Source organism: Corynebacterium spheniscorum, from assembly GCF_900113445.1.
Classification (GTDB): Bacteria; Actinomycetota; Actinomycetes; order Mycobacteriales; family Mycobacteriaceae; genus Corynebacterium; species Corynebacterium spheniscorum.
On record NZ_FOPJ01000013.1, the window covers coordinates 40,145 to 55,541 of the forward strand.

Consider the following 15,397-nt stretch of genomic DNA (forward strand, 5'->3'; position numbering starts at 1 on the left):
TTCACCGCGCTGCGCTCAGGTGCCTCATCGGGGATAAAAACTCATAGGGGGAAAATAACCATGCTTTTTGGGCATAGTTCACCAACAAAGGCCAAGGAATACCAAGGGCTTTCGGGGTTGCGGCTACGCGGCTATCGGCGCCTTAGCGACGTGGATTTAGTGCAGGCCTACCTCGCAGGGGATTGCCGGGCCTTCGGGGAGATCGTGCGCCGACATCACCAAAAATTACTGTGGGTGGCCAGGCGCTATGGGCATAACGAGGATGATGCCCACGACATTGTGCAAGAGGCCCTTTTTAAAGCCTCCACGAGCTTGCACCAATACCGTTGCGAAGCCGCCTTGGGTACCTGGCTGTATCGGCTGGTGGCTAATCAAGGTTTTGATTTCCTACGGCACCGTTCGCAGCGCGAAACCCCGATTATTGATTCCGGGGATGTCCGCGCCGATGCCAACCCGTTGCTCATGGATGCCCAACGCCGCGATATTGACCTGCACCTATTACTCAAACATGCACTCCAAAAACTCGATATCAAACAACAAGCTGCGATGGTGTTGGTGGATCTGCTTGGCCATAGCGTTACAACCGCCGCGCAATTGCAGGGGGTTGCCCCCGGCACGATCAAATCCCGGCGGGCGCGAGCGCGGGTGCACCTGCAAAGGGAATTAGCGGATGCGCGTTAGCTGCCCGGATCCTGCCGCGGGAGATCAGTAAGATGGGGCGGGATTGTTCACCTGCTGCGCCCAAAAATCTTGTGCGCGCAAAAACTAGAAACGCGGTAGATATGACTGAGACGACGAACACCACCACCGAAACCATCTATGACCTGGTGATTATTGGCTCCGGCCCGGCTGGCTACACTGCTGCTCTTTATGCAGCGCGTGCTGACCTTGCCCCGGTAGTTTTCGAAGGCGTGGAATACGGCGGCTCGCTCATGAACACCACCGAAGTCGAAAACTATCCCGGCTTCCGCGAAGGCATTATGGGCCCCGAGCTCATGGAAGAAATGCGTGCCCAAGCCGAACGCTTCGGCGCTGACCTTCGCCAACAGCTCGTCGACTCCGTTGATTTCAGCGGGGGAGTCAAAGTCCTGCACGTAGAAGGCGAAGAGATCAAAGCCCGCGCCGTCATCTTGGCCACCGGTGCCGCACCGCGCGTATTGGGTGTTCCTGGGGAAGAAGAACTTGCTGGCCGCGGTGTGTCCTATTGCGCCACCTGCGATGGTTTCTTCTTCCGCGACCAACATATTGCCGTCATCGGTGGCGGTGACTCCGCCATGGAGGAAGCCACCTTCCTCACCAAGTTCGCCTCCAAGGTGTCCTTGGTGCACCGCCGCGATGAGTTCCGCGCCTCCCCGATCATGGTGGATCGCGCCAAGGCTGACCCCAAGATCGACATCATCACCAATGCGGTGGTAGACCAGGTGGTGGAAAAAGACAATAAGGTTGGCGGACTGATTCTGCGCGATACCCAGACCGGGGAGACCCGCGAACTGGATGCCACCGCCATGTTCGTGGCAGTTGGCCATGACCCGCGTTCCGGTTTCCTTGATGGTGCGGTGGAGCTTCGCCCCGGTGGTTATGTGAAGGTCGCTGAACCTTCCACCCGCACCAATGTGCCTGGTGTTTTTGCCTGTGGTGATCTGGTTGATGACCACTACCAGCAGGCCGTTACTGCCGCTGGTTCCGGTTGCCGTGCGGCCCTGGATGCCCAGCACTATATTGCTGATCTAGCGGACCAGGCAGCCCAGGTAAGCTAAGTCATTATCTGCCGCGGCATACCGACGCTGAGCTGGGCTTACCCTTGCTCAGCGGCTGCGGGCTGCCTGCGCTAATTGAGCCACGGCCAACACCTGGACTATAAATGCATTAGCACTTATATGTTTTGTTTTCGGTAGGAGTATCACGCCCCGCTAGCGTTGAGCTCTGGGTCCTATGCGCAACGCGAGGATGCGGCAGTCTCTTAAGCAATGAGGAATACTCAGATGGCGCATGCTCCGCTAGCCCCAGCTACACAGTGATTCTGTATGCACCTTAAAGAGTGCCTAGGGTTATCCCTAGTGCTCCTGGTTGAGCTACCGCGGAGCAAAACATATGAGAACAAGCGTTAATAAAAGTAGGAGAAAATATGAGCAACGCTATCGCCCTGACGCAGGACACCTTCCGTTCCACCGTCATCGAAGCCGATCGCCCCGTGCTGGTGGACTTCTGGGCAGAGTGGTGTGGCCCCTGCAAGAAGCTTGGCCCGGTTATCGATGAGGTAGCCGAGGAAATGGGCGACAAGGTTGTGGTCTGCAAGGTCGATGTGGATGCACAGCGTTCCCTGGGCGCCATGTTCCAGATTATGTCCATCCCGACCGTCTTGATCTTCAAAGATGGCGAGAAGGTTGATGAGTTCGTGGGCGTGAAGTCCAAGAGCGAGATCATTAAGAAATTAGAGCGCCAGCTCTAAAAAGACGCGCGCAACCCAGCGGAGCTAGTACCGGGCGAGGGGGCTGGTAGCCTCAAGAAATTGAGGCAACCCCACAGTCCCCTTAAGTTGTAGGTCCGTATCAGGCCGCGCGTGCAGACCAAGCCCCAACTGTGGCGTGGGGCTACACTTGTTAACTACTGGTGAAGAAGGGAGCGTTGTGACAGTGATCCTCCGCGTGGGTGACCGTAGTCCCCGCGTTGCCGAAACACGGACCGTTTTAGCACGTCTTGGCCTACTTCAGGGCTGGGATGGCGAAGTATCTGGCGGTTCCCAACAATTCGACGCCGAGGACACCTTATTCGACGCCGACCTCGCCGAGGTTCTCAAAGCCTTCCAACAGAACCGCGGCATTATTCCCACCGGGGAAATCGACGAAGTCACCCTCCGGGAGCTTCGCCACGCCTCCTATAAGCTCGGCGCCCGCGTGCTGACCTACCAGCCCGGCAATGAACTTATTGGCGATGATGTAGCGCAGCTGCAATCCCAGCTCCAAGAACTTGGCTTCTATGCTCACCGCATTGATGGCCACTTTGGGCAATACACCTATGCCGCTGTCTCCACCTACCAGCTCAACTATGGGCTCCAAGATGATGGTGTGTGCGGCCCGGACACCATCCGCGCCCTGGGCCTTTTAGGCCGCCGTATTACCGGCGGCTCCCCGCTTGCTATTCGCGAACGCGAAAGTGTGCGCAAGGCCGGCCCGAAACTCGCCGGTAAGCGGGTAGTTATTGACCCCGCCTTAGGCGGTAGTTCCCGCGGGCAGATAGTACGAGGCCGCTTCGGGGAAATCACCGAAGAAGAGATCCTGTGGGATCTAGCCACCCGCATTGAAGGCCGCATGATTGCAGCTGGCATGGAAACCATTATCTCGCGTCCGCGCATGGACAACCCTGCCCATGAGGATCGCGCCGATATTGCCAATGCTTTTGGCGCCGACCTCATGATCTGCCTGCAATGCGATAGCTACCCCAATGAAAAGGCTTCGGGTGTAGCCACCTTCTACTTCGGTTCGGAACATGGCTCGCGTTCCTTGACTGGCGAAACCCTCTCTGGGTTTATTCAGCGCGAGATCGTGGCCCGCACCAATATGGTCAATTGCGGCAATCATGGCCGCACCTGGGAGCTGCTACGCCTTACCCAGATGCCGACGGTGGAGCTCGTAGCTGGCTATCTGACCAACCCGCATGATGTTGAGGTTCTTACCGACCCCGCCTCCCGCGATAAGATCGCCGAGGCCATTGTGGTGGCCGTTAAACGCCTCTATTTGCTGGACCAAGATGACCAGCCCACCGGCACCTATAAGTTCTCAGAGCTATTGCGCGCCGAACGCTCCTAGGCCAAGCCCTCCTGGGCCGAGGCCTCTTAAGAAAATTTTTTAGCAAGATGCGTACCCGGTTGTCGGGGCGCTTCGGCTGGTCTTCCTGTTTTCTCCTCGAGAGCACTCGAGCCATCGCAGGATGTGTAACTCGATAGGCCTACACACTCCTTGGAACTCGCAGCTGAACTTGTAGTAGGTGCGCCTATCTACGGGGGTGCCTAGGGGGTATTTTCGGATCAAATTAACTCATTGTCTTGGGAGCCTGCCCCTGGCTGGGATACTCATCGAGAGCACTACCTTGTTGCAAAGGCATTGCACCAGCGATATTGTCCCGCCGGCCAAGTGACTTATTCCACAGTGGTACTCTCACCTGCATAAACAGATTTAGGCAGACCTAAATGTGGATACTTAAGGGCGCCGGGGGTGGCTGCGACCCCCCTCCCCAGAATCCTTGTATGTGGCCCAGGCAACTCCTAAAGTTTAAACGATCTAAGGAAAGAAAACCTTTGGATTTTGAACATCCTCGGTTCGGGCCATTGCGCTCGCCGGACCCTTCCGGAAGCTTCCCGACCGAGGGTGGAACATGAAGAACATCCATTTAATCCGAGGAGACTTCAATGAAACGCACTCTAGGAAGAGCAGCGTCACCTGCTCGGCTTCATGCCGGAGATCCGAGTGCGCTCACTGGGTTATCACCGGGTTATCACTGGGTTCTTCACGCTAGAAACGCCTAAACCCACTCCACATCGAACGCCCACTTGGCGCACGACCCGCTATAAACAGGCTGCGCGCTAGGGGAATGAGATCGAGTTGCAGATGCCTGCCCAAGCTCTTTTGCCTTTTCATCCGCCGGGCTTACTTCAGGTGTACGCCGTCGCTGCAAACACTATGTGTAGACACCATAGCCAGCTTGACCCCATATCACTCCTTGAGCGTATCGATCGGTAGCTAAATACGAATTCTTAAAAACCACGCACGATACGGGTGATACGTGATGATTGATCAACACGAGCCACTGACCAAAGTGGGGTCAACAGCTAATTTCGAGGCCATACTGACCTCTGCGAATATTCGCTCTAAGTTCATCCCCATGGGTAGAGCGATCATTGCCCTTGGGCAGTTGATCTTCCTTCTCTTTACTTCCCAAGAGATCAGGTTTGCGGACGCTATTTCTCAGACGCACGGAGCGCGCTGTCACGGCTGGAATCAGGCCAGTGTCTACTGTCTGGTGGGGTCAGAGAACGTGATGCTTGCCGACGCAGTCGTCGTGTTAGGGCTCATTCTGGTTATCAGCGGCTTGTATCCGCGGTGGATTGGACTCCTGCACCTTTATCTCACCTACGCAATATCGACGACACACACTGTTTCAGATGGTGGAAAATCTGCACTTCTCGTGATGGTTACTGTTCTGGCGCTGGTGAGCTTAAGTGATGAGCGGCGCCATGCCTACACCACAGACCTCGATGCTGATTGCATTGCGAAGCCTATGGGTCGTATGGGCCAGATCGCGATCCTCTTTGGCCGCCTTTTCCTGTGCTTGCTTTACGCTGCTGCTGCGATTGGCGGCCTGTGGGCACATGACGCTTCATCTGAGCAGTCAGCACCTAATACCTTCTTTGGCGATTGGTTCCAGATTCTCGGAACACCGTGGAGCTTCGGGCATCATTGGCCCTTAGCACTGGCTGTATGGGTGCCGGTAGCACTAGAAATTTTGATCGCAATAAATATTCTTGGCACCGCTAATATGCGCCGAGCTGCATTCACCTTCGCGGTTATCCTGCATGCCGGTACTGCCTTAAGTACCGGTCTGCTCGGCTTCGGCTTGATCATGATCGGTTGCTGTTTAGCGGTCATTACTCCGCCTAATCGCTACGAAAATATTTCGCTGCTCTCCACACCAGCAAATACCGCCTACTTAGATGACTTCGTAGCTATTAAGGCCGAGATCCGACCGCACCCCTTCGTTTCCTTCTTCCGATTCCATCAAGCATTCACCCGCCCGGTCGTGTGCTGCGCTGGAGTGGCCACAGAAGGAAGGTGGGGCGGCGACCTCGCTCTTGTAAAGCTTGGTGAACCGGTATCTATCCGGATGCGTTATAAGCTGACGCACAAGCTTTTAGGCGCTAGCCCAGAAGTAGTAGTCCACCATAAGACTGACAAAATCTATGCCCGTTTGGGGCCGCTGAACAGCTCCCCATTCAAAGTCGACGTCATTGCGGGTGGAAGCTCAACTGCAAAGTAGGTTTAGCCTACTGGATTACCCTCGACACACCGCCCCGTAGTGCTGCATGGCATAGCTGTACGAAGCCATTGATCAGCATAAGTGGCCCACGACAGAAGCACACTCAAATCTAACGAGAAATAAAGCGCCTGAACTCGATCTATTACCGTGGTCAGGCACTAGCGCTACGCCGCCAAGAACTAGTCCACTCAGACTCTCGATACCGGACGTGGACACCAGCGTTCTACGGTAAGTCACGTTTCCTCTACGTCGCCGCGACGATAATTTGCAAAGAAATTACCCACCTCTCGATGACCTTCGTTGATGAGTGACGACGGCGATCAACACCTGGGTTCGCTCCTCTGGTGTGGAGCACTCACTGGATTCGAACCAGCTGTCACGGAGAGGCCAAACAACCATGATGAGCGTGGATATATCCATTCATAATTGATCACGTAGAGATTTAAGCGCGCGTCTTATTAGTAGGTCTCACCCCGATTCGTCAAGAATTATGCACAGTACCCCCGGGGGTGGTTTATCGAGATTTATCCGCACTGTGAACAGTACATCTAAAATGTAATCACCCCCGTTCGGCCCCAGGAAACGTTGGTTTTGATAGCTTTCACTTAGATCCACGAAATCAGGAGTTCAATCATATTCCATATCTGTTTTGCTCTATAAGAGTGCATTTCTGACCAACTTGAAAGGACGAAATGAACTCACAAAAATTAGTCACCGGTCTTGCGGCCAGCCTTCTCGTAACTGGCCTGTTCACTTCTCCCGCATACGCTAGTCCAGTAAATCTCGATCAACCTGCCCCTGCACCCCTTGCAGCGACGGCAGATAATTCTCAGACCATTCGATACACAGACGGCAATGAGCTGACTGCTGTGCTGGACGGCTCCGAAGAGAATGTTGCCATCTATCTCAATGGCACATATGTAAAATCAGTTCCAGTTGCTGAACTTCAGGCGAAGACCCAGGAACTCCAGGACACAGTGTTCAAGTACTCCGATCGAAGTGGTTGCGGGCACGCCCTCAACGCTGTGGCTGCCGCCAACGGCGCACTCTGGGTCGTTGCGGGACTTAGTGCGGGAACTGCGAACCTGCCCGCTGCAGCAGTAGCCGGAGCAGCAGGTGTCGTCACTTCCGCGATCATCGGCGCCGCAGGGGCAGAGTGCTAAAAGGCCCGAAAGGAGAACCTATGCAAACATCGCGACTTTCCCGTTTCAGTACTCCTCAGCTCGCATCAGCGAGTACTACGTTGATTGCCGTTGGTATCATCTGGGTCGCTGTAGTCGCATACCGCTTCTACGCTAAGGGAATAACAGGTGAGTGGGGAAATATTGCCTTAGGCTCTATTGGCTTAGGCATCGGCCTACCTCTGCTCTATTGCGCACTAAGCCGGAAGAAAAATGACGCCGTGTGGATCGGCATGTCTCTGCTTTCTACAGCTTTCCTTGCCATCGCACTCGGCTACGGTTCCCACGCACTATAACTACGAGTCATTCGACCCGATGCGGCCCCCGCAGGTCCGGTTCACTAATCAGACCTGCGGGGGTTTAACTAAACGCCCCTAAAGCCAGGTATTTTCGCTGCCGGCTCAAAAGCTTCTCAGCGAACGCCCTGGCCCTAGGGGCGTTGTCGCGTCGTGCCATCAATCATAAAGCGCAAAAGCTGAAAATACAACGCTAAAAAGCTGGAAAGAGACTAATAAACGCGCAGGTCAACCCTATACAACGCGCTCGATGTATGGGCATTAGACAATACAAAAAGGAAGACACCAAGTGGTGTCTTCCTTGGAGATACTGAAGAAAGCTTTAGACCTGTGGTTCTTCGCTTTCGTCCTTATCTGGGGCTGCCAGGGTCTCGGTGAAATCCGAGGCACTCGGGATCTCCGGGGTGGCAGGGGTGTCGGGGATGGCATGCGCACCTTGGGTGCCACTAGCTTGCGGCGTGGCCGGAGTGGCCGGAGTGGCCGGAGTGGCCGGCATGCCCTGGGACATACCTTGTGGCATGCCGTTGAAAGGCATCTGCGGATTGCCAGCGAACTGCGCACCTGCACCTGGCATCGCGCCCGGCATAGCTCCTGGCATGCCACCGGGCATACCACCGTTCATCCCTGGCTGGTTCGGGGTTTGGAAGCCCTGCTGCGTCTGCTGCTGGTTGTTTTGCATCATCATCTGCTGCAGTTGCATCTGCTGCAGCATGGCCTGCTGACGACGAACCTCTTGCGCATCCATGTGGCGTACCTGCGAATTATCGGCGTAGACACGGTCCTGGAGTTCACCCCGGAACTTCTCTAGCTTGGCTTTCTCCAGCATGGAAACCAAGAGTTTGGTCTGGCCGCCCGCCGGGTTGGTTACCACCAGCTCCATCGGGAAAGCGGTCACGGCAGCTGCAGCGCCAAATGCTAGAAGAATCAGCGCAAAGAGAATACCGCCGCCGCCTTCACTGAAGAAGTGGTAGGCCAGGAACAGCGAGATAGCTGCCATCACCGCACGACCGGGAACGAACCGCGAGTTCGAAGCCACCGAGGCGATATTGGCTACTGGCACGGTGTTCTCGTTATAACCAAGCGGGATGACACCAAGCAGGGTAGAAGGGGCCTTGTACACAAAGCGGGTGGAGGAGCACATCAGTTGTGCCTTCATGTACGGGGTGAGGATGGAGGTCATAAACAGATCCCCATAGACCCTGTCTTCACCGGGTGCGAGCATAAAGTCAGTCGGGTTTTCGACGATGCCTCCGCCGGGATTTGCGGTCATGTTCAACCTTTCAGAGGATAATGCAATTGTGGTGTATCCAGGGAAGTATCGCAGACGGTATTTAGGGTGTCAACAACTCCTTTAACTCAATTAGATGTATTTAAGTCAATCCTAGTTTAGATTCAGCTTATCCACAGCTAACCCTTATCTACCGCTCGTGACCAGCGGTTTTGGAGGCTGCTTCTAGTGAAGAATATTTCATTAAATAAATACGATCTAGAAATAATTGGCACAAAATAGGGGATCAACGGCGCTCCCCAAAGATAGGAATAGGGTAGCCGCCGAAGGTTGTAGTTAAGTGATCACCCGAAAATGTGAGGCTGACTTCTGAACCGAAATAGACAAATAGCTAGCCCTGGACTCTTCGCTCTATATCCTCGCGAGATTCCAGGGCTAGCTCTAAAAAATTTTTGAGACGGTTAGGGGAGTACCTACTGCTTGTTGATCAAACCAAGAATGCGGTCAAGGTCTTGCTCATCAGAGAACTCAACCACGATCTTGCCCTTGCGCTTACCTACCGACACCGTAACGCGGGTATCCCACACATCTGCCAGGCGTTCGGCAGCGCGCGAGGCAAATTCTGGTTGAGCGATGGGGGCTTTCTTGGTGCGTTGCTTAGGTGCGTCGCCGCGGTTTAACAAGGTTACGGCCTCTTCGGTGGCACGCACACTTAATCCTTCGGCCACAATGCGGTCGGCGAGCTCTTCTTTCTCCTTCGCACCGCCCACCCTCAAACCCAAAAGCGCGCGAGCATGACCGGCAGACAGCACGCCGCTGGCGACCTTGCGCTGCACGGAGACCGGCAGTGCCAGCAGGCGGATCATGTTGGTGATCACCGGGCGGGAGCGCCCCAGGCGATCTGCAAGCTCAGCTTGGGTGACATCAAACTCCTCTAGGAGCTGCTGGTAGGCGGCAGCCTCTTCAAGAGGGTTGAGCTGGACGCGGTGGATATTCTCCAGGAGGGCATCCCGAAGCAGGTTGTCGTCACTCGTGTCGCGAATAATCGCTGGGATATAGTGCAGCCCGGCTTTCGCGGAGGCACGCCAGCGGCGTTCACCCATGATGATTTCATAGGCATCTTCGCTATCAGAGCGGCGCACCACGATGGGCTGCATCAGCCCGAATTCTTTAATGGAGTGCACCAACTCAGACATGGCTTCTTCATCGAAGACCTGGCGTGGCTGCCGTGGGTTAGGGATGATCTCCCCAATGGGGATTTCACGGTAGGTAGCACCGACATCGCCTACGCTCGGAAGACCATCTACTTGCCCGGCGTGCTCAGTATCCGCCATCAACGCTGACATATTTGGTCCCGCAACGCCACCGAAGGAATTGGGACCCTTCGGGTTCTGTCCGACCGGCTTGGGAGCATCAGCGGCATTGTTCTTCGAGGCTGATTTTTTAGCGCCGGTGGTCTTTTCCGCAGCCTTCTTAGCGTTAGCGTTCTTCTTCGCTGCGGGCTTAGTGCTTTGCTTCCCGCTACTCTTCTTCGCCGAAGAGCTGCGGCTGGGTTTCTGTGCTTGCGACTGAGCTTCTTGGGCTAGAGCTTCGGCAGCTAAGGCTTCTGCCGCGGCACGGCTCCGAGAATTACCGCCAAGCACAATATCTGCGGCGGAGTCACCAAGACGTGGGGATTGGGCGGGGCTAGAGGGGATAAGCGCGGCAAGCCCGCGGCCGAGGCCACCTCTGGGCTTTTCAGCAGCCATCTCAGTTATCTCCTTGCTCGGTGTTGCTATCTCTATCGTTCGTGCTCTGCTCTAACTCGGCGCTGAGATCATCGAAGGAGTCCTCAGCGTCTGGGTCATGCTTTTCTTCAGCTTCTTTTGCAGCCTCTGCCATGCGGACCTGTTCAGCGTATGCCGGGCTTACCCCAATGGGGCCCGTACTCGGCACTGGTTGGTAGTCCCCACGTAGTGCCAGCTCCTTTGCGGCATCCAAATAGGCCATAGCACCGGGAGACCCCGGATCGTGGTTAAGCACAGTCTTGGCAAAACCCGGTGCCTCAGAGACCTTCACGTTGCGGGGAATCACATTGGCTAAGACCACATCACCGAAGGTATCTCGGACTTCGGCTGCAACCTCATGAGCAAGCTTGGTGCGAGCGTCAAACATGGTCAGAAGAATCGCCGAAATATGCAGATCTGAGTTCAAGTGCCGTCGAATCATGGTGATATTCGTCAGCAGCTGAGTTACACCTTCAAGCGCGTAGTACTCGCACTGAATAGGGATGAGCACTTCTTTGGCGAAGACCTGTGCGTTTATAGTCAGTAACCCCAGTGATGGCGGGCAGTCGACCAGAACGTAGTCATAGCCGTGGCGCTTTAAGAACCCCTCATTAAGAGCATCACTTAAGCGATATTCGCGGCGCACCAGGCTTACCAATTCGATCTCGGCGCCAGCTAAGTCAATAGTGGCAGGGATGCAATCAAGGTTTTCGCTCGCCGGGGATTTTTGGATTGCCTCATCCGGGGTGCAATTGCCAATCAACACCTCATAAGAGGACTTCGTTCCGGCGCGATGTTCCACATCCAACCCGGTAGAGGCATTGCCCTGCGGATCCAGGTCCACCACCAGTACTTTCAACCCATGCATAGCAAGTGCGCAGGCAAGGTTCACCGCACTGGTGGTTTTACCAACGCCGCCTTTTTGATTGGCTACACTCAGCACCCGGGTGCGCTCTGGTTTTGGCAGCTGAAGCCCTGTTCTATTCTTCACTTTGGCGGCGCGACGAGCTGCCGCGGCGATAGGTGTGTCATCCCATTGCTGCTCTTCCATGGTTCGCTGTGAACCCCTCTTTCCGCCGTTGATTCTGGTGAAGATTTCATGCCCTCAAATAGCTGCCCATCATGCTACGGGTACCCCAACTACCCTAGTGAATCTGCAGGCGCATAGGTACACCTAGGTAGTCGGGTGAAAACTTCAGGAATAAATCCCGCAGCTAACTGCCGTCTAATGCACTCGGTTGATCGTGATGATGGTGGTTGCTTCGCTCAAAATATCTTCGCCAACGGTGCTAATCCGCGCCATCCCGCCCTTGGCTCTTTTAATGAGTTTGGCGTCGCGCTCTAGCTCCTCTGCCACTGAGGCACCCTTCATCGCGATCATGGCACCACCAATGGGCAGCAGTGGCAGGCACCAGCCGGCTAGCTTGCCAAGCGGAGCTACGGCGCGAGAGGTCACCACATCGAGTTTTCCTAGGCCGCGTCGCACCGGTCCTTCTTCGGCGCGCCCGCGCACCACTTTCACATTCTTAAGCTCCAATTCCTCGACGACCTCATTGAGGAAGGTGGAGCGTTTAAGCAAAGGTTCAATCAGGGTGATCTTCAAGTCGGGATATGCCAATGCCAGCGGAATACCGGGAAGTCCCGCGCCAGAACCCACATCCGCTACCCGCGCACCTTCGGGCATGACCTTGCCGATCACCGCGCAGTTAAGCAGGTGCCGCTCCCACAGGCGCGGAACTTCCCGTGGCCCAATAAAGCCCCGCTCGCGACCCACGGTGGCAAGGAGGTCATGGTAGCGGCGTGCCTTATCCAGGTCCGCGCCAAACACCAATGCTGCAGCAGCCGGTTCTTCTTCGGCTGCGATCTCTGGGGTGGGCGAGTCCGGGTTAATGGGGTTGTCTTCGGGCTGAGAATCTTCGCGCGGTTTCACGTGAAACATTCTTCGCGACTTCACGTCATTTAGCGAACCGGGTACCCACCAGCTTGGGCTCTCAGGTAGGCAGAAGCATAAGAAAAACACCGCGTGCACCTGCAATGCGAGGTGCTACGCGGTGTGCGTGAAGAATCTGGAACTTATTTCTTCTTCTTCTTTTTATTGCGACGCTTCGGGTTATCCGGCCGCACGCCCGGGCGCGGGGCGGTGCTGCGGGCAGCAGCCTTCTTGGCTTCGATTTCTTCTTCCTCTTCACGATCCATCTTGGCAAAGAGCAAGCGCTGCTGGAAGAAGGTCCAGATGTTATTGGCGCCCATGTAGAAGAGCAGACCGATGTGCCACAGTGCACCGGTGAACAAAATGGTGGCAGGCATGAACCACAGCATCATCTTGTTCATCATCTGCATTTGCATGGCCATTTGATCATTAGCCGGCGGGGTCTTGCCCTCAGCCTGGCGACGCTTCTGGCGGTCCAGGGACATCCGGGCGTTAAAGTGCGTGGCCACCACAATCAGCAGGATCAGTGGAGCAGCGACGATGATGATATTGGTGCGGGTAAAGTCCACCGGCTGGAAGGCTTCATACATCGACTCCGGCATGGAGATATATGCCGAAAGCGGAACGCCGAAGATGCGGGCATCCAAGAAGGACTGCACATCTTGAGCGGAGAAGACGTAGTTGCCAACCGAACGGTTTTCTTCAAAGGAAAGCCCCAGTTGTCCCACACCGGAACCGGTGCGGTTGAAGGAGCGCAGCACGTGGAAGAGACCCAGGAACACCGGTAGCTGCACCAGCGCCGGCAAACAACCAGCAACGGGGTTCACGCCCATCTCCTTTTGGAGCTTGCGTGATTCCTCCATCATCTTTTGCTGGTCGTTCTTGTACTTTGCGCGGATCTCCGACATGCGAGGCTGCAATTCCGCCATCTTGCGGGTCGAGCGCAGCTGATTCGCCATCGGCTTAACCAGCACCAAGCGAATGGTCCAGGTCAAGAAGATAATTGCCAGCACCCAGCTAATACCGGAGCCGGGGTCCAGCACAAAGCTGAAGACCTTATGCCAGAACCACAGGATCGCCGAGATTGGGTAGTAAATAAAGTTGAGCACTGTTCGTCAGGACTCCTTAAGGGGGTGTGGGCGTATCGAGAAGGGGCAGTGAAAGCTTGGAGTTATAAGCGTGAGCCTCAAGACTCGCGCCGTGGCTGAAGCCTCGGTATCGGCACGGGGTCGATACCGCCGGGATGCCACGGCCCGCACTTCGCCAGCCGCACGATCGTAAGGATCACGGCTTTAAAAGTGCCATGGCGCTGAAGTGCCTCCAACGCATAGGCGCTGCAGCTCGGCTCGAAACGACAGGTAGGGCCCATCTTAAGGGGCGAGAGGACGTTCCGATAAAAGTTGACCCCGCGCAGCAAGCCGCGTTTGATCACTCCTTGGCGTCCAGCGCCGCCCACAGCATCGTGAGCTAAAAGGCCTTCTTGGTGGTTATGGTCATCGCTCACTGCGTCTTCTCACTCTTGGCCAAAGCCTTGCGAAGATCTTTTTCTAATTCTGCTGAACTAGCCTCCCCAGCCGCCGGTAAAGCGCGGATAACAAGGTCATATCGAGCAGGAATCTCCGCTATGAGCTTAGCCAGAACATGCCTCAATCGCCGTGAGGTACGGTGGCGGGCCACCGCATTACCCACTGCTTTCGAAACAATCAGCCCGCACCGCGGCCCACCGCGGCGAACATAGGGAAGTACGCTCCCCGCACTTTTTTGGGCAGAATCTGCCGAGAGCATGGATGCTTGCTGATGCGTGTTCTTAGCTGACTCAGCTGTGGTCGATGCCATATACATACGACGATGGCCACTGCCTGCAGTATCACCTGAGGCGGTGGCCGTGTCGTATAAATGCACTACCACCGTGCGACTGCCACCACGTTTCCCCTTTTTGATCGTTCGACGGAACTGATCAGATGAGGTGAGTTTGTGGTGGCGAGGAAGCACGGTGAGTATTGCGTTTCTTAAAACTATGTCGAATGCGACGCGCGCACTGACTGCTTATTATGCGGTCAGCTTAGCGCGGCCCTTACGACGACGAGCCGCAACAACTGCGCGACCCGCGCGAGTGCGCATACGAATACGGAAGCCGTGCACGCGTGCGCGGCGACGGTTGTTCGGTTGGAACGTCCGCTTGCCCTTAGCCACGGTGATGTTCTCCTCTAAAGCTCTTTTATGCAGTATCAGATCCGCGGAGACTCACGAGTTCGCACTCATGAAATCTCAGCCGGGAAGAAGATAATCACGGCCTGACACCCTGGGATGGATGATGTTTGTGTTGAGATCTCATCGAAACAACATGTCGATCCTGCCTACGCAGTCATCATGTGTGATGAGGTGCTAGCCCCACACGAACCTCTCTGCAGTGAATAACTCACCGTCGGCCCGGCTTAAGTGTGGTTCTAACTCTCACAAGCGCATACGTCAGGGTGCTCAGGGATCTCCACATAGATCATCGCCACAAAATCCAACCTCAATAAACCCCGCGAGGGGCTGTGGGGTGTGGGCTTTGCAGCAGGAGATAGTGCACCCATCGATGCGACAGACTAGGCCAGACTACGTGAAAGACCTTAGGCCTAACAAATCGACACGCCGCGCCGACCCACCTTCTTCGACCCCCACCATGGCAGGGGGTGCATGCAGTACCCCTGAAATTACAAAGAGGGAATTACACGCAGGTCAGCTAGGATTTTTGCGCTCTTGCTGCGCTCTTAGCTTCTTCACTCGGCATGGTTGGGCCAACCCAACGACCGACACGCAGCACCCACAACTTTCCCCAATCGCCAACGTGTGGACACCCCCCGCCTAGACCGAGTAACAATGAGTACGTCAAGAAAAACTTCACAAGCTGATTCCCACAGGAGCTGTGGATAACTCTCAAGTACAGGTTGAGAGATCTCCACAAATCTTGTGTTTTCGCA

The 15,397-nt window shown here is 55.4% G+C and carries 15 protein-coding genes; 7 read left to right on the top strand and 8 right to left on the bottom strand.

The genetic code is table 11. The features are described from left to right. Nucleotides 1–60 precede the first annotated feature (60 nt). The 7 genes from BMZ01_RS09105 to BMZ01_RS09135 all read left to right on the top strand — a co-directional run bounded on the left by BMZ01_RS09105 (nucleotide 61) and on the right by BMZ01_RS09135 (nucleotide 7,507). A complete protein-coding gene (locus tag BMZ01_RS09105) occupies nucleotides 61–681 on the top strand; it encodes a sigma-70 family RNA polymerase sigma factor (RefSeq protein ID WP_092286650.1) in 621 nt (206 codons plus the stop codon). A gap of 101 nt (nucleotides 682–782) precedes the next feature. Next, nucleotides 783–1,757 (top strand): thioredoxin-disulfide reductase, encoded by a 975-nt coding sequence (trxB, locus tag BMZ01_RS09110; RefSeq protein WP_092286652.1) that lies wholly within the window; start codon nucleotides 783–785, stop codon nucleotides 1,755–1,757. 368 nt (nucleotides 1,758–2,125) lie between these two features. Continuing rightward, nucleotides 2,126–2,449, top strand: a complete 324-nt coding sequence (gene trxA / locus BMZ01_RS09115; RefSeq protein WP_092286654.1) for a thioredoxin — start codon at nucleotides 2,126–2,128, stop codon at nucleotides 2,447–2,449. Between the two features lie 178 nt (nucleotides 2,450–2,627). Then, nucleotides 2,628–3,806, top strand: a complete 1,179-nt coding sequence (locus BMZ01_RS09120) for an N-acetylmuramoyl-L-alanine amidase (RefSeq protein WP_092286656.1) — start codon at nucleotides 2,628–2,630, stop codon at nucleotides 3,804–3,806. 976 nt (nucleotides 3,807–4,782) lie between these two features. Then, nucleotides 4,783–6,030, top strand: coding sequence for a hypothetical protein (locus BMZ01_RS09125; protein ID WP_092286658.1), 1,248 nt, complete (start codon nucleotides 4,783–4,785; stop codon nucleotides 6,028–6,030). A 692-nt stretch (nucleotides 6,031–6,722) separates the two neighbouring features. Next, nucleotides 6,723–7,193: a hypothetical protein gene (locus BMZ01_RS09130; RefSeq protein ID WP_092286660.1), complete on the top strand. Its 471-nt coding sequence runs from the start codon at nucleotides 6,723–6,725 to the stop codon at nucleotides 7,191–7,193. Nucleotides 7,194–7,213: 20 nt separating this feature from the next. Next, nucleotides 7,214–7,507 (top strand): hypothetical protein, encoded by a 294-nt coding sequence (locus BMZ01_RS09135; RefSeq protein ID WP_092286662.1) that lies wholly within the window; start codon nucleotides 7,214–7,216, stop codon nucleotides 7,505–7,507. Between the two features lie 322 nt (nucleotides 7,508–7,829). Here the strand turns inward: BMZ01_RS09135 and BMZ01_RS09140 are convergent, their stop codons facing one another. The 8 genes from BMZ01_RS09140 to rpmH all read right to left on the bottom strand — a co-directional run bounded on the left by BMZ01_RS09140 (nucleotide 7,830) and on the right by rpmH (nucleotide 14,624). Next, a complete protein-coding gene (locus BMZ01_RS09140; RefSeq protein ID WP_092286664.1) occupies nucleotides 7,830–8,777 on the bottom strand; it encodes a hypothetical protein in 948 nt (315 codons plus the stop codon). A 431-nt stretch (nucleotides 8,778–9,208) separates the two neighbouring features. Beyond that, complete coding sequence (locus tag BMZ01_RS09145) at nucleotides 9,209–10,483, bottom strand: ParB/RepB/Spo0J family partition protein (RefSeq protein WP_092286666.1); 1,275 nt, start codon at nucleotides 10,481–10,483, stop codon at nucleotides 9,209–9,211. Between the two features lies 1 nt (nucleotide 10,484). Then, nucleotides 10,485–11,552 carry a ParA family protein gene (locus BMZ01_RS09150; protein WP_092286668.1) on the bottom strand — a complete coding sequence of 356 codons (1,068 nt, stop codon included), beginning with the start codon at nucleotides 11,550–11,552 and terminating at the stop codon, nucleotides 10,485–10,487. Nucleotides 11,553–11,726: 174 nt separating this feature from the next. Beyond that, entirely contained in the window at nucleotides 11,727–12,440 is a 714-nt protein-coding gene (gene rsmG / locus BMZ01_RS09155) for a 16S rRNA (guanine(527)-N(7))-methyltransferase RsmG (protein ID WP_092286670.1), read from the bottom strand. Nucleotides 12,441–12,574: 134 nt separating this feature from the next. Next, nucleotides 12,575–13,540, bottom strand: coding sequence for a membrane protein insertase YidC (yidC, locus tag BMZ01_RS09160; protein ID WP_092286672.1), 966 nt, complete (start codon nucleotides 13,538–13,540; stop codon nucleotides 12,575–12,577). A 77-nt stretch (nucleotides 13,541–13,617) separates the two neighbouring features. After that, nucleotides 13,618–13,887 (bottom strand): membrane protein insertion efficiency factor YidD, encoded by a 270-nt coding sequence (yidD, locus tag BMZ01_RS09165; protein ID WP_092286715.1) that lies wholly within the window; start codon nucleotides 13,885–13,887, stop codon nucleotides 13,618–13,620. Nucleotides 13,888–13,931: 44 nt separating this feature from the next. Beyond that, nucleotides 13,932–14,423 carry a ribonuclease P protein component gene (gene rnpA / locus BMZ01_RS09170; RefSeq protein ID WP_092286674.1) on the bottom strand — a complete coding sequence of 164 codons (492 nt, stop codon included), beginning with the start codon at nucleotides 14,421–14,423 and terminating at the stop codon, nucleotides 13,932–13,934. 57 nt (nucleotides 14,424–14,480) lie between these two features. Next, the gene (gene rpmH, locus BMZ01_RS09175) at nucleotides 14,481–14,624 is read right to left on the bottom strand and encodes a 50S ribosomal protein L34 (protein WP_092286676.1); all 144 of its coding nucleotides are present in this window, start codon (nucleotides 14,622–14,624) and stop codon (nucleotides 14,481–14,483) included. Nucleotides 14,625–15,397: the final 773 nt, after the last annotated feature.